This window comes from Weizmannia sp. FSL K6-0777 (assembly GCF_038593185.1).
In the GTDB taxonomy this organism is placed as follows: Bacteria; Bacillota; Bacilli; order Bacillales; family Bacillaceae_C; genus Weizmannia; species Weizmannia faecalis.
On record NZ_CP151971.1, the window covers coordinates 1,242,037 to 1,255,456 of the forward strand.

The 13,420-nt window shown below is 49.1% G+C and carries 11 protein-coding genes; 10 read left to right on the plus strand and 1 reads right to left on the minus strand.

Annotated elements, in window-relative coordinates:
- Window positions 1-44 precede the first annotated feature (44 nt).
- The 10 genes from NST70_RS05720 (at window position 45) to spoIIGA (ending at window position 11,920) form a co-directional block, all read left to right on the plus strand.
- Window positions 45-1,502 carry a UDP-N-acetylmuramoyl-L-alanyl-D-glutamate--2,6-diaminopimelate ligase gene (locus NST70_RS05720; RefSeq protein ID WP_035189208.1) on the plus strand — a complete coding sequence of 486 codons (1,458 nt, stop codon included), beginning with the start codon at window positions 45-47 and terminating at the stop codon, window positions 1,500-1,502.
- A gap of 5 nt (window positions 1,503-1,507) precedes the next feature.
- Window positions 1,508-1,948: a hypothetical protein gene (locus NST70_RS05725; protein WP_026684689.1), complete on the plus strand. Its 441-nt coding sequence runs from the start codon at window positions 1,508-1,510 to the stop codon at window positions 1,946-1,948.
- Window positions 1,945-2,919, plus strand: a complete 975-nt coding sequence (gene mraY, locus NST70_RS05730; RefSeq protein WP_014095563.1) for a phospho-N-acetylmuramoyl-pentapeptide-transferase — start codon at window positions 1,945-1,947, stop codon at window positions 2,917-2,919. The genes NST70_RS05725 and mraY overlap by 4 nt, the downstream gene beginning before the upstream one ends.
- 1 nt (window position 2,920) lies before the next feature.
- A complete protein-coding gene (gene murD, locus NST70_RS05735; protein WP_035181914.1) occupies window positions 2,921-4,276 on the plus strand; it encodes a UDP-N-acetylmuramoyl-L-alanine--D-glutamate ligase in 1,356 nt (451 codons plus the stop codon).
- 77 nt (window positions 4,277-4,353) lie between these two features.
- A complete protein-coding gene (gene spoVE / locus NST70_RS05740; protein ID WP_026684687.1) occupies window positions 4,354-5,454 on the plus strand; it encodes a stage V sporulation protein E in 1,101 nt (366 codons plus the stop codon).
- A 181-nt stretch (window positions 5,455-5,635) separates the two neighbouring features.
- The gene (gene murG / locus NST70_RS05745; RefSeq protein ID WP_014095560.1) at window positions 5,636-6,739 is read left to right on the plus strand and encodes an undecaprenyldiphospho-muramoylpentapeptide beta-N-acetylglucosaminyltransferase; all 1,104 of its coding nucleotides are present in this window, start codon (window positions 5,636-5,638) and stop codon (window positions 6,737-6,739) included.
- A gap of 28 nt (window positions 6,740-6,767) precedes the next feature.
- Entirely contained in the window at window positions 6,768-7,523 is a 756-nt protein-coding gene (locus tag NST70_RS05750; protein ID WP_014095559.1) for an FtsQ-type POTRA domain-containing protein, read from the plus strand.
- A gap of 319 nt (window positions 7,524-7,842) precedes the next feature.
- Window positions 7,843-9,132, plus strand: coding sequence for a cell division protein FtsA (gene ftsA / locus NST70_RS05755; protein ID WP_014095558.1), 1,290 nt, complete (start codon window positions 7,843-7,845; stop codon window positions 9,130-9,132).
- An 88-nt stretch (window positions 9,133-9,220) separates the two neighbouring features.
- On the plus strand, window positions 9,221-10,354 hold the full coding sequence (gene ftsZ, locus NST70_RS05760; RefSeq protein WP_014095557.1) for a cell division protein FtsZ: 1,134 nt from the start codon (window positions 9,221-9,223) through the stop codon (window positions 10,352-10,354).
- A gap of 639 nt (window positions 10,355-10,993) precedes the next feature.
- Window positions 10,994-11,920, plus strand: coding sequence for a sigma-E processing peptidase SpoIIGA (gene spoIIGA / locus NST70_RS05765; RefSeq protein ID WP_207368405.1), 927 nt, complete (start codon window positions 10,994-10,996; stop codon window positions 11,918-11,920).
- Window positions 11,921-12,089: 169 nt separating this feature from the next.
- On the opposite strand, the gene NST70_RS05770 is transcribed toward spoIIGA, so the two are convergent.
- The gene (locus NST70_RS05770) at window positions 12,090-13,313 is read right to left on the minus strand and encodes an IS110 family transposase (RefSeq protein ID WP_013858393.1); all 1,224 of its coding nucleotides are present in this window, start codon (window positions 13,311-13,313) and stop codon (window positions 12,090-12,092) included.
- Window positions 13,314-13,420: the final 107 nt, after the last annotated feature.

Consider the following 13,420-nt stretch of genomic DNA (forward strand, 5'->3'; position numbering starts at 1 on the left):
AGATGCAGCAACAAGGGTTTGGAACAGGAAGGGTTGGAAGCAAAATGAAGTTACATACATTGTTAGAGGCATTACCATTTGTGAAAATGCCTGCAGTGAATCCGGAAATTACGGAACTTGTCCAGGATAACCGGCTTGTCACGAAAAACAGTCTGTTTATTTGTATCAAAGGCTATACGGTTGACGGGCATAAGTTTGCCGTTGATGCGGCCAAACGGGGTGCAGCAGCCATTTTAGCCGAAAAGCCGGTCGATGTGGATATACCGGTTATTATCGTCCGCAATACAAAACGGGCAATGGCGCTCCTTGCAGACCGGTTTTACGGGCAGCCGTCCCGCAAGTTTCGTCTTGTCGGCATTACCGGCACAAACGGAAAAACAACAACGAGCCATATTATCGAAAAAATATACCGGGATGCAGGCAGAACGACCGGCCTGATTGGCACGATGTATATGAAAATCGGCGATGAAACACTGGAAACGAAAAACACAACGCCGGACAGTCTGACATTGCAAAAAACATTCCATGAAATGAACGCGCGCGGTGTCACCGATTGTGTGATGGAAGTTTCTTCGCATTCGCTTGTTGAAGGCCGGGTGCACGGCTGCGACTATGATATTGCCGTTTTTACAAATCTCACGCAGGATCATCTCGATTACCATAAAACGATGGCGGAATACCGGCGCGCCAAAAGTTTATTGTTTTCGCAGCTCGGGAACTCCTGCCCGCAAGATAAGCCGAAATATGCCATCTTAAATGCAGATGACGCCGCATCAAAAGAATTTGAACAAGTAACCGCAGTGCCTGTTATTACGTACGGAATCGACCATGATGCGGATTTTATGGCCGAAAACATTGACATGCACGCCCGCGGGACAACATTCACGCTTGTGACGCCTTTTGAAAAACGGGAAGTCCACCTCAAGCTCGCCGGGAAGTTCAGCGTCTATAATATGCTTGCAGCGATCGCAGCCGGAGTTGTTTCCGGGGTGCCGCTTGATTCGGTCATTAAAACGGCGGAAGCGATGGAAGGCGTACGCGGCCGGTTTGAACTCGTAAACGGCGGCCAGGATTTTTCCGTGATTGTCGATTACGCGCACACGCCCGACAGTCTGGAAAATGTCCTGAAAACGATCCGGCAGTTTGCCCGCAAAAAAATCTTTGTCGTTGTCGGCTGCGGCGGCGACCGCGATAAAACAAAGCGGCCGGTGATGGCGCAAATTGCTTGCAAATATGCGGATTATCCGATTTTTACATCGGATAATCCGCGCAGTGAAGATCCGCTTGCCATTTTGCGCGAGATGGAAAAAGGGGTAGAAGGTGAGCAATATGAATGCATCCCCGACCGGAGGGAAGCAATCAAAACAGCCATTTTCCGTGCAGAGGCGGGGGATGTTGTCCTGATTGCCGGAAAAGGCCATGAAACGTATCAAATCATTGGAAATGAAGTGCATCATTTTGATGACAGGGAAGTTGCACTGGAAATGATAAAGGAGCGGTGAAGCATATGTTATCATTCGGGGATACAGCCCACCTTTTCAGTTTGGGCCGCGGCATGGAGATGGCGCTCGAATTTGCCACAGTCAGCGTGTTTGCGGATGTAAACCAGCCAAAGGGATTATACGTCCCTTTTTCTGAACCGGACATTAACCGGGCAATTGCACACGGGGCAATCGCGGCGCTTTGGAAAAACGATGCGCCCGTGCCCCGCTATATACCGAATGATTTTCCGCTGTTTATGGCAGAGGATGTTTCTGTTGCTTTTACACAACTGGTACAGTTTTATCTAAAAAAAATGGAAAGCAAGGATTTGGATATGAAGACAACTTTTATTTTTTACGGACCGGAATTGCGGGAAAAAAACCCTCATACATATGATTTGGCGGATGCGGAAAACAGGAAGCGGCTGCTTTGTGCATGCAGGCGCCACGGGAGGGAAAAAGCATGATCGAGCAAGTGATTTTTTTTACAACACTGATGGCTTTTTTGATTTCCGTGCTGCTTTCGCCCGTTTTTATCCCTTTTTTAAGGAGATTGAAATTCGGCCAGAGCATCCGGGAAGAAGGCCCGAAATCGCACCAGAAAAAATCCGGGACGCCGACAATGGGCGGCTTGATTATTTTGGTATCGATCATTGCATCCACACTGATCATGGCCGGTAAATTCGCAGAACCGACTGTAAGAATTTACCTTTTGCTGCTTGTGACGATCGGATTCGGGCTGCTCGGATTTTTGGACGACTTTATTAAAGTGGTGATGAAGCGGAATCTTGGCCTTACATCAAAGCAGAAACTGCTCGGCCAGATTCTCGTTGCCATCATTTTTTATGTCGTTTTCCGCCACTTCCATTTATCTTCGGAAGTCTCGATTCCGTTTACGGACAAATCGGTCGATTTCGGCTGGTTTTACTTTGTTATCATTCTTCTCTGGCTTGTCGGGTTTTCCAATGCGGTCAATCTGACGGATGGGCTTGACGGCCTTGTATCCGGGACGGCAGCGATTGCTTTCGGGGCATTCGCCGTTTTGGCATGGAACCAGTCACAGGCGGATGTCGCCCTGTTTTCGGTTGCCGTTGTCGGGGCCGTGCTCGGTTTTCTCGTCTTTAATGCCCATCCGGCAAAAGTTTTCATGGGGGACACCGGCTCACTTGCATTGGGCGGAGCGATTGCCGCCATTTCGATTCTGACCAATCTTGAGATTCTTTTAATTGTGATTGGCGGCGTTTTTGTTATTGAGACTTTGTCTGTCATTCTCCAAGTGATATCATTTAAGACAACAGGAAAAAGAATTTTCAGGATGAGCCCGCTGCACCACCATTATGAGCTTTCGGGCTGGTCGGAATGGCGTGTTGTCGTGACGTTCTGGGCGGTAGGCCTTTTGTGTGCGATTTTAGGAATTTATATCGAGGTGTGGATGTAACATGAAAAATATCACGGAATATGAACATAAAAAAGTATTGGTACTCGGGCTGGCGAAAAGCGGGGTGAGCGCGGCCTCCCTGTTGCACCGGCTCGGGGCGTTTGTGACGGTGAATGATTATAAACCGCTTGAAGAGAACCCGGAGGCGCAGGGGCTTTTGGAACAGGGGATCAAAGTCATTTGTGGCAGCCATCCAATTGAACTATTGGATGAAGGCTTTGAACTGATTGTGAAAAATCCGGGCATCCCTTATTCGAACCCGCTTGTTGCGGGGGCGATTGAAAAAGGGATCCCGGTCATTACCGAAATCGAGCTGGCTTATAAAATTGCAGAATGCCCGATGGTCGGCATTACGGGAACGAACGGGAAAACGACGACTACCACGTTGATTTATGAAATTTTCCAGGCGGATCCGCATCTTGATCCGTTAATTGCCGGAAATATTGGCAAAGTGGCCTCCACGGTGGCGCAAAGAGCACGCGCGGACCAGCAGATGGTGGTGGAGTTGTCTTCTTTCCAGCTGATGGGCGTGCAAACATTCAGGCCGCATATTGCCATCATCACGAATATTTATGAAGCCCATCTCGATTATCACGGGACAAAAGAAGCTTATGCAAAAGCAAAATCAAATATTACCCGAAACCAGACAGAGGATGATTTCCTGATTCTGAACCATGCCCAGCCGGAACTGTGGGATCTGGTCTCCTTCACGAAAGCAAAAATTATTCCTTTTTCAACGAAGGAATATGTTGAAGACGGCGCATCGGTAAAAGACGGCAGCATCATGTGGAAAGGCGAAAAAATCATGGACCGCGCTGAAATTGTGCTGCCGGGAGACCATAACCTGGAAAATATTTTAGCCGCTGTCGCCGCTGCCAAGCTGATGGGAGCAAGTAATGATGCCATCCGCGGGGTGCTCGGAACGTTTAAAGGCGTTAAGCACCGGACGCAATATATCGGCGAAATCAAAGGACGGAAATTTTACAACGATTCAAAAGCGACCAATATCCTGGCCTGCAAAGCCGCACTCGCCGCTTTCCATCAGCCGGTCATTCTGCTTGCCGGCGGGCTTGACCGTGGCAACGGCTTTGATGAACTGATCCCGGCTTTGAAGTACGTCAAAGCATTGATTACTTTTGGGGAAACCGCGCCGAAACTGGAAAGCACCGCGAAAAAAGCAGGCATTCCGGTCATCCGCACGGTGGAAAACGTGGAAGAAGCAGTCCCGGCCGCATGGGCATTATCCGAACCGGGCGATTGCATTTTGCTGTCGCCGGCATGCGCCAGCTGGGACCAGTACAAATCTTTTGAAATTCGTGGTGATATTTTCATCGACGCCGTGCATAAGTTAAGATAAGGGCTTGGACCGTTTTTGGCCGGCGCGGGTTGCCGGTTTTTGCGGGAAGCTCTAAATCTTTTCTGGGGTGGGCGCGGATGCCGTCGAAAAAAACGAATCCCGACTTTTTATTAATCATTGTGACCCTGGCGCTGCTTGCAACCGGGCTTCTGATGGTGTTCAGCGCGAGCGAGATCGTGGCGGAATACAAATTTAACGATGCATTTTATTTTTTGAAGCGGCAGCTGCTTTTTGCCGGGCTCGGCGTGGCAGCGATGTTTTTCGTGATGCGCATTGATTACTGGACGTGGCGGGCATGGGCGAAAACGATCCTGATCATCTGTTTTGTGCTGCTCGTTCTTGTTTTGATTCCCGGCATCGGGCTTGAACGGAACGGGTCGCGGAGCTGGATCGGGGTCGGCGCATTTTCCATCCAGCCTTCCGAATTCATTAAAATGGCGCTGATCGCGTATTTGGCAAAATTTTTATCGGAGAACCAGAAATACATTACGACTTTTAAAAAAGGCATGCTCCCGGCGCTGGCGCTCGTTTTTGTTGCTTTCGGGATGATTATGCTGCAGCCGGACCTTGGAACGGGAACGGTGATGCTTGGGACATGCATCATCATGATTTTTGTTTCCGGCGCCCGCATTGCCCATTTTGTCATGCTCGGGCTCCTTGGTGTGGGCGGTTTTGTCGCTCTTGTTTTATCGGCTCCATACCGGATCGCACGGATCACCTCTTTCCTTGATCCATGGTCCGATCCGCAGGGGAAAGGATTTCAAATTATCCAGTCGCTCCTTGCGATCGGTCCAGGCGGCCTGTTCGGCATGGGGCTTGGGGAGAGCAAACAAAAATTCCACTATCTGCCGGAACCGCAAAATGATTTTATCTTTGCCATTCTTTCCGAGGAGCTCGGTTTTATCGGCGGGACTTTTGTCCTGATTTTGTTTGCGCTATTGCTCTGGCGCGGCATCCGGATCGCACTTGGCGCACCCGATCTGTACGGAAGCCTGCTCGCAGTCGGCATTATTTCCATGATCGCGATCCAGGTGATGATCAATATCAGCGTTGTCATCGGCCTGATCCCGGTTACAGGCATTACGCTTCCGTTCATCAGTTACGGCGGCTCTTCTTTGACGTTGATGCTTGTCGCAGTCGGCGTGCTCTTAAACATCAGCCGCCATTCCCGGCTGTAACGGAAGGAGAACCTCATAAAGGGGTTCTTTTTTCGTTTGACAACAAGTTAACATTTTGGTAATAATCGTTTTACTGTGCACCCATTGTCGTTTAAAATATAGTAATATAGAAAAATGAATGTTTCAAACATCATATATTGATACCCGTGCAACCCAGCACGGCGTCCTGAGGTGGAAAAACATGAAAATCATTGTCAGCGGGGGCGGAACAGGCGGGCATATTTATCCGGCCCTGGCATTGATCAGAACGATCAAACAGAAACATCCTGACACGGAATGTTTGTATATTGGCACGGAAAAAGGGCTCGAATCCCGGCTTGTGCCGCGGGAAAACATTCCGTTCAAATCGATTCATATTACGGGGTTTAAACGCTCCCTTTCGTTTGAAAATGTCAAAACGGTTGTCCGCTTTCTAAAAGGGGTAAGCCGGTGCAAAAAAATCATCCGCGAATTCAAGCCGGATGTGGTCATCGGAACAGGCGGGTATGTATGCGGTCCGGTTGTCTACGCTGCCGCCAAACTGCACATCCCGACCATCATTCACGAACAAAACAGCGTGCCGGGGCTGACGAATAAATTTTTAAGCCGGTACGTTGACAAAGTGGCCATTTGCTTTGAATCTGCAAAATCTTTTTTTGATGAGAAAAAAGTGGTGCTGACCGGCAATCCGCGCGCATCGGAAGTGATCGGGGACAAAAGGCGCGGCGTCCTTTCCGGTTTCAACCTGAAAACAACGCTTCCAACCGTTCTCATTTTCGGCGGGAGCCGCGGGGCACGCCCGATTAATGAAGCGGTTGTGAAATCTTTTTCCAATTTTGCACAAAAAAATTACCAGGTCATTTATGCGACAGGGGATGTGCATTATGAGGCCGTCAAAAAAGAAATTGCATTGATCGGCGAAAAAGGAAATATCAAGGTGGTACCGTTTATCCACAATATGCCGGAAGTGTTGCGAGCGGTGGATCTTGTCGTCTCAAGGGCAGGGGCAACCACATTGGCCGAACTGACGGCGCTCGGTTTGCCAAGTATCTTAATCCCGAGCCCTTATGTGACAAACAATCACCAGGAAAAAAACGCGAAAACACTCGTGGAAAACGGCGCAGCTTTTATGCTGCTTGAAAAAGATTTATCTTCCGCAAAGCTCGTATCCTTGATTGATAAAATTTTGCTGGATCGGGAACAGATGGAGAAAATGCAGGCGGCCGCCCGCAAGCTCGGTATTCGTGACGCTTCATGGCGGCTTTATGAAGTGATGGAAAATCTGGCCGCAAAAGCCAAATCGTGATGCGGCAAATAAAAAAGGGAGGAACAAAATGGCGCGGTCTGACAAAAACATCGTTTCGCTGGAAGACCGGATCCCGAAATTAAAGCAGCAGCGCCGCCGAAAAACGAACCGGCGGCTCATCATGCTGCTGACGGTTTTTTTTATGCTGGTGATGCTGATCATCTACCTCGAGTCCCCGCTGAGCCGCGTCCACCGCATTCAGATAGAGGGAAATGAGGCGGTCAGCAAGCCGTACATTTTGAAAAAAAGCGGCATTGCCACGGGTGAGAATATATGGAATATCCGTAAAGACGCAGTCCGGAAAAGAATCGCATCCATCCCTGAAGTTGATTCGGTGAAAGTGGGCATTTCCTTGCCGAATACGCTTTACATAAAAGTGAAAGAGCATCAAAAAATCGGGTATTTACAGCAGAAAGGCGGTTTTTTGCCGGTTTTGGATAACGGTTCGGTCGTCAAAAGAACGGTGAAAGAAATTCCGGCCGCAAGCCTGATATTTACCGGTTTCAAACAGGATACGCATTTGCATGAAATGATCCGCCAGATGCAAAAATTGCCGGATTCGATCACAAATGCCATTTCGGAAGTCCGCTATACCCCTTCAAACGTTGACCGTGACCTTGTCACCCTGTACATGAATAACGGTTTTGAAGTGCGCGCAAGCATTCCGTCGTTCGCAGAAAAGATGGCGCATTACCCTTCGATCATCAGTCAGCTTGACCCGAAGAAAAAAGGTGTGATTGACCTCGAAGTCGGTTCGTATTTTAAAGCTTACGATTCGAAGTAGACATGAAAAAATTTCGCTTTTCTCCGTGTCCATCTTAGTGTAGACTTATGATGAAACCAAATTTTAGGAATTGCTATATTTTGAGACTGGAAATATTTTGATCACCAAAAGAAAATGAAAAAAGTCCGATTGAAAAAAAGGGAATTTGATTATGACGCAGAATACTTTGTTTATAATCACCTTTTTGAATGGAGGCTTCTGGCGGACTCACGGACGGAACGGCAAAAAGAGCCCGCCTCAGAAGAGACGAATTGGGAAAAATGGCGCTTTAACATAGGCGGATTGCGTTTGATCGAAAGGCAAAGGGAGGTGCCGCAGTATGAACAGCAGTGAAATATATGTGAGTCTTGACATCGGTACATCTGCCACGAAAGTCATCATTGCCGAAATGGGCAATGATTCATTAAATATTATTGGGGTTGGCAATGTCAGGTCCGAAGGCATTAAAAAAGGATCGATTGTAGATATAGATGAAACCGTCCTGTCCATCAGGCGGGCAATTGAACAAGCGGAAAGAATGGTCGGCATGAAAATTGACCACGTGATCGTCGGCATTGCCAGCAATCATGTGATGCTGCAGCCGTGCCACGGGGTGGTGGCGGTCCAGAGCGAGAACCGGGAAATTACGGATGGGGATGTACAAAGAGTGATGGATGCGGCGCAAGTGCTTTCTATTCCTCCCGAAAGAGAGATTGTGAATGTCATTCCGAAGCAATTCATTGTGGACGGTTTGGATGAAATACATGATCCTCGCGGGATGATCGGTGTCAGATTGGAAATGGAAGGCATCATTGTCACGACTTCCAAAACGATCTTACATAATACATTGCGCTGTGTTGAAAAGGCCGGCCTGACCATCGCGGAAATTGTTCTCATGCCGCTTGCAGCCGGTGCCATTGCGCTGTCAAAAGATGAAATGGAACTCGGGACGGCACTCGTTGACATCGGCGGCGGGTCGACGACGCTGGCTGTTTTTGAAAACGGCCATATCCGGACAACGAGCGTGCTGCCCGTCGGCGGGGACCATATCACAAAAGATTTGTCCATCTGTCTAAGGGCTTCAACGGAAGATGCGGAAAAAATCAAACTGAAGCACGGGCACGCGTTCAGCCAGGATGCGCTCGAAGACGATGTTTTTGATGTACAGATCATCGGCAGTGAACAAAAAGAACAATTTAACCAATTACAAATTTCTGATATTATAGAAGCTAGATTAGAAGAAATCTTTTTGTTTATCCAGCAGGAACTGAGGAAGATCGGCGTCCATGATTTGCCGGGCGGGATTGTGCTGACAGGGGGCACTGCAAATATGCCCGGTGTACCGGAGCTTGCAGAAACGGTCTTTCAAAACCGCGTAAGAGTTGCCATTCCGGATTATATCGGTGTCCGTGAGCCGCAATATACGACGGCGGTCGGCCTGATCCAGTACGCTGCGAAAAATGCGCGGCTGGAAGGGAAAAATGTCAGCTCCCGCCTGGTGGCAGCCGGAATGGAGTATGCGGAACCGAAACCGGCGAAAAAGCCGCAGTCCAAACCAAAACAAGCTTCCGGTCAGGAAGAAAAAATGTCATCGAAAATGAAAAAATTCTTTGGTTTGTTTTTCGAATAGCCTGCCGGCATCATGTGCGAAAAAACCGGAGCCCGTCCGGCAGCAGGACCGGGATAAGATACGCAATACGAATTAGGAGGATTAGTGAATGTTAGAGTTCGATACCAATGTAGACGCTTTGGCAACGATAAAAGTTATCGGCGTTGGCGGCGGCGGCAACAATGCCGTGAACCGTATGATTGAACATGATCTGCAGGGCGTTGAATTTATTGCCGTAAACACGGATGCCCAGGCATTAAACCTTTCCAAAGCTGAAATTAAAATGCAAATTGGCGCAAAATTAACGCGTGGCCTCGGTGCCGGCGCAAATCCGGAAGTCGGGCGGAAAGCGGCCGAAGAAAGCAAAGAACAAATTGAAGAAGCGTTAAAGGGTGCGGATATGGTGTTCGTGACAGCCGGGATGGGCGGCGGCACCGGAACAGGGGCGGCGCCGGTCATTGCCCATATCGCAAAGGAACTCGGGGCGCTGACGGTCGGTGTGGTTACAAGGCCGTTCACATTCGAAGGCCGCAAACGGGCAAACCAGGCGGCCGGCGGCATCAGTGCCATGAAAGAAGCGGTCGATACGCTGATCGTGATCCCGAATGACCGCCTGCTGGAAATTGTCGATAAAAGCACACCGATGCTAGAAGCATTCCGGGAAGCGGATAATGTGCTGCGCCAGGGCGTACAAGGGATTTCCGACCTGATCGCGGTACCGGGCCTGATCAACCTGGATTTTGCGGATGTCAAAACAATTATGACCAATAAAGGTTCAGCATTGATGGGAATCGGGATCGCTTCCGGGGAAAATCGTGCGACAGAGGCGGCAAAAAAAGCCATTTCGTCGCCGCTGCTTGAAACGTCTATTGACGGTGCACAAGGCGTGCTGATGAACATTACCGGCAGCGCAAATTTAAGTTTGTATGAAGTGCAGGAAGCGGCCGATATTGTCGCCTCCGCATCAGACCAGGAAGTCAATATGATTTTCGGGTCCGTTATCAATGAAAGCCTGAAGGACGAAATCGTGGTTACGGTCATTGCAACCGGCTTTAATGAAGAAGCGCAGACCCAGAGCAAGCAGCGCCCGTCGCTCGGACAATCAAGGCCGGCCTTGAACCAACAGGCAAAACGCGAAACAAAGCGTGAAGAACCCCAGTCTGAACCGCAACGCGCCGTTCAGTACAGTGAAGATACACTTGATATTCCGACTTTTTTGCGAAACCGGAACAGAAGAAAATAATGAAAGAGCCCGTCTCTGCTTTCCAGGCCATTGTCTGAAAGCAAAGACGGGCTTTTTTGCGTTTGAAAACACTTTTTAAACCCGTTTTGGATTGGCGAGATGTCGTCTGCATATTGAGAGCACCGCAGCTATGTTTATGTTGCTAAGTTGTTTTGAATTTGCGAGATGTTGTCTGTATATCCAGTCGGGGTTTTTTTCGGATGCATATCGGTGTGACAACAGAATCGAGCAAGCATGCTTGACACTTTTCGGCTAAAAAAATGAAAAGTTCTGTTTTTTTGCCAGCAGAAACTGACACACTTTAATGCTCCGCGTGCGTTATACTAGCCATAAATCTAATCAAAAGGACAGAAGCAGCAATCGGCAAAAGAGTTCGCCTGGAAGCCGGAAATTGGTTTGCACTATGTTCATTCACCGGATTGGCGTTCTTAAAGCCGCAGCAGATGCACCTTTCAGCAACAATCACCGGGTAAAGCCTTAGTCGATGTACCTTTCAACAACGTTACCGGGTTAGTATACGAAAAACCGGTACAGGTTGTATTGCGGCAAACATTCCGCAGGCCTCGGGCACGCGGCCCGGGCAAAAGCGGCCGTTTTGGCGAGGCGGTTGCGGATTCATTTGAGGCGGAGACAGGGGGGATGCGTTTGGTTGTATATATGGATGCCATCTGGCTTTTGAATTTTCTTGCCGACAGCCTGCTGTTGTGGCTGACAAGCATTGCCTTAAAACGGCCGGCCCGCCTGCTCCGGATTCTTGCAGGCGGGCTCATCGGTTCAGCGATCATCATCATGGGCTTTATGCCGCAGCTTTCTTATTATGCCGGTAACCCGGTTGTAAAGCTGCTTTTTTCCGGCATCATGGTGTTTGTAGTTTTCGGCTATAAGCGGTGGCGCTATTTTTTTTCAAATCTCCTAACCTTTTATTTTGCCACGTTTCTGATGGGCGGCATTTTAATGGGGGCCCACTACTTTTTAAGCTTTCACTTCGACATGCAGGTGAAAATGCTTAAAGCTGCGGCGGGGGGATTTGGCGACCCGGTCAGCTGGGCGTTTGTTGCGCTCGGTCTTCCGGCGGCATGGCTGTTTTCAAAGAACCGGATTCAGGGGCTTGAAATGGCGAAAATCAAGTATGACCAGCTTGTCGATGTTTATATCCGCATCGGGGAAAGTGATTTTACAGTAAAAGGGCTGGTGGATAGCGGCAACCAGTTATATGATCCGCTGACAAAGCTGCCGGTTATGATCCTTTCCATCCTGCCCGTCCGTGAGCATCTCCCCGAAGAAATTGCGGTGCTTGCGGAAGATGCGACCCGTCTTTTGGACGGAAGTGCTACACTTCCTGACGAATGGGCCGGCCGCGTCCGGTTCATCCCGGCAAAAACAGTCGGGAAACAATCGCTTCTTTTAGCGTACAAGCCGGATGAGGTACAACTGACGAGCGGAAACCGGACATGGCCTGTAAAAAAAGTGCTGATTTCTTTTTCGGCACAACGTTTATCCGGGGATGATGCATTCAGCTGCATTGTTCACCCGCAAATGATGGCAGAAGCTGCGCAATCCGCCTGATGGTGACTTTAAAGTCCTACGGTGTGATGTCAAGGGTTAAAAACAAGTGAATTGGAAATTTTGTTGGCTCTATGTCGTAAAAATGGCAATACTGAACTAAGCCTCCAGATAATTGGAATAATCTGGAAGTTTTCAAGTTCAGGCTATCGATGATGGTTACCTGGTTACCTCATCGCGTCACCTTCTTTTTCGGCGCATAAATTTGATCGTTGCGGAGCAGCGCATCGATCAGGCGCACCAGTTTTCTTGCCGTTAAGACGAGGGCGCGTTTGTGTGAGTGCTTATGCACCTCACGATATTTCTTTTGGTAAAAGGCGCGGTACTCAGGTTCGTGTCGCCGGACCAGATTGGCAGCCTCAACCAGGTAATACCGGAGATAACGATTGCCTGTACGCGCAAGCATTTTGTCATCAGCCTCAAAATCACCCGATTGGTGGCGGGGCCAGAACAATCCAGCAAATTTTGCGATCGCGGCTTGGTCGTCAAAGCGCTCAATGTCGCCGATTTCAGCGAGAATCCCAGCACAGCTCACCGGGCCTATTCCCGGAATGGTCTGGAGGGTATTCGGGATTCCATCAAGAACGCGGGCAATCGCCTTATCCAAATCCTTGATTTGGCGTTTAAGATGCCGGATGATCTCAATAGAACTGCCCAGGACCAAGTCAATCGAATCCTCCACACATTTAGAAAGCCGGTAAGAGGACCGGGCAGCTTTTTGGATGGATGCGGCCAAATCCTCGGGATCGCTAAAGCGGCCATGGCCTTTGGTCTGGAGATACATCGCTAAGTCCTCTAGAGGCATTTGGGCAATTTCATCGAGGCTATAGGCCTCAAGCAAAAATTCCGTTATGGCATGGCCGAAGACCGGTGTATCCACTTCAAGGTTAAAGGCACTGAATTTGAAAAACAGATGATTCAAAAATACCTGTTGTTCCCGGGTTAAACTTTGAATCAGGTGATAGCGCATCCGTGTTAACCGTTGAAGGGCAAGGTATTGTTCTGACTGAATCACGGATTTCGGCAATCTCCCGAAACGCAAGCGGTCCGCAATTACCCAGGCATCTTTGGGATCGGTCTTGTCCATCTCGGCATAAGCCTTTTTGAAATTTCTCACCAGCTTCGGATTCAGGGTAAACACCTTTGTACGACGCTGTTTCAGCTCGGGATCTTCATGGAAAAACATTGCCGGGTGCCAACTATACACAGATGTGGCCTCCATGGCGATCTGGATGGTGTCATCCGCCTCCGCATGTTGGAGGATGGCGTCTCTTAACTCAGAGGCACCGGGAAGATTGTTTGTCACCGTTTGGGTGGCCAACGTTTCCCCCATTCCATCCATCAGGCAGGCATCGAGGTTTTTGGAGCTCACGTCAATACCGACAAATAAGGGCATATGATTTCCTCCTCTCTGTATTGGGATCGATGGAATCGGACGCTTCGGGATATCCCCAGATGGCTTGCCGATCTGTCAGCCTCGCGTATGAGAACTCATCCGGGCCG